Below are 1,205 nucleotides of genomic sequence, written 5' to 3' on the forward strand. Positions count from 1 at the left end.
TGCCGATCGACTGTATCATGCACTGGGCAGAGAACCCCCGATTCATCAGCAAAACGGGCGCCTGGTTCAAAACCTATCTGCAAATGAAGTTCATTCTGTTCTAAAATATTGTCGTTTGAAAAGATAATTTCTTCCACTTTCCAAGGCGATTGTAAGCCTAAAGCCATACTAAATAAAGATTCATTATTCATGGTATTATTATCGCACTACCCACTAGGATTCACATAGAGCCAGTATTAATGGCAGCCTTTTGAATATTTGTGATTAATGGGGTATGCCTATCGGGACAATTGTCCCGGTTAAAAAGGATAGTTCACCCATTCTTATAATGCCGCATTCATGTTTGAATACATATTTTTCGCATGGTCACGGTTTATGTTTTCTAACGGCTGATTTTTGCCAATGCTGTGTTGCTGAAATACTTACGAGTCAGTATTGCGCCAGTTTCAACGAATTGTCCTAGACAAAAATCACTTTCAATAAAACCCGTAACCGTCTCCGCGCGAAGCATATCAAGCAATCATTATGGATAATTAAATGTCCCAAGCTATATCAACGAAAAGTGAGCAGCGCCTTGATGCAAGGATAGGGATAACGTGTCCTGTCTTTGTTCATGGCATAACTGAAAGTGGAGAGCGAATTAAAATCCACACGGTCACGGATAATTTAAGTCAGAGTGGTTTATTTCTACAAATGCCACTGGTATTAAAACCGGGGAGTGTTATTTTTGTTTTTGCTCAATTACTAAGTGGCGCAAGGCTTGCCGCACGGGGTAAAGTCGTACGTGTTGAAAAAAAAGAACATGGCTTATCTGGTTCAGCGGTGTGTTTTAGTCAAGCCCGATTAATTCCAGCTTCTGACAAATAACTATTCTGGTTGTTAGGTAAGCAAAGAAAAAACTCGGTAATCTCAATTCAGGACAGTTGTCCCTGCACTACCACTAAAAGTCGGGACAATAGCCTCATGTACAGCATACGCTGAAAATCCTGGAAACGGAGCTTAAGCGAAGTGAAGATTTTTAGTCCGTGATAGCGATAGGGCCGGGTGTTTTCTCGAAGCGTCTTTTTTGCGTAGATAAAATACAAGGCATTCCGACATCGCGTCAAGCCATTTGAGGTAACTAAATAAAAACCCCTCTAGGGTTTTTATAAGTGGACGCAGGGCGAATCAGGGCATCGCAGATTTTAATCAGTCCCGTTAAGCTT

1 protein-coding gene and 1 pseudogene are annotated in these 1,205 nt (G+C 41.3%); one reads left to right on the forward strand and one right to left on the reverse strand.

The features are described 5' to 3' along the window. Positions 1-191, reverse strand: a pseudogene (locus CDZ78_RS20650) (ISL3 family transposase); the annotation flags it as partial. A 346-nt stretch (positions 192-537) separates the two neighbouring features. On the opposite strand from CDZ78_RS20650, the gene CDZ78_RS20655 reads away from it, so the two are divergent. Then, positions 538-867: a PilZ domain-containing protein gene (locus CDZ78_RS20655; RefSeq protein WP_087871612.1), complete on the forward strand. Its 330-nt coding sequence runs from the start codon at positions 538-540 to the stop codon at positions 865-867. The last annotated feature ends 338 nt before the right edge of the window (positions 868-1,205 follow it).

This window comes from Bathymodiolus platifrons methanotrophic gill symbiont (assembly GCF_002189065.1).
Classification (GTDB): Bacteria; Pseudomonadota; Gammaproteobacteria; order Methylococcales; family Methylomonadaceae; genus Methyloprofundus.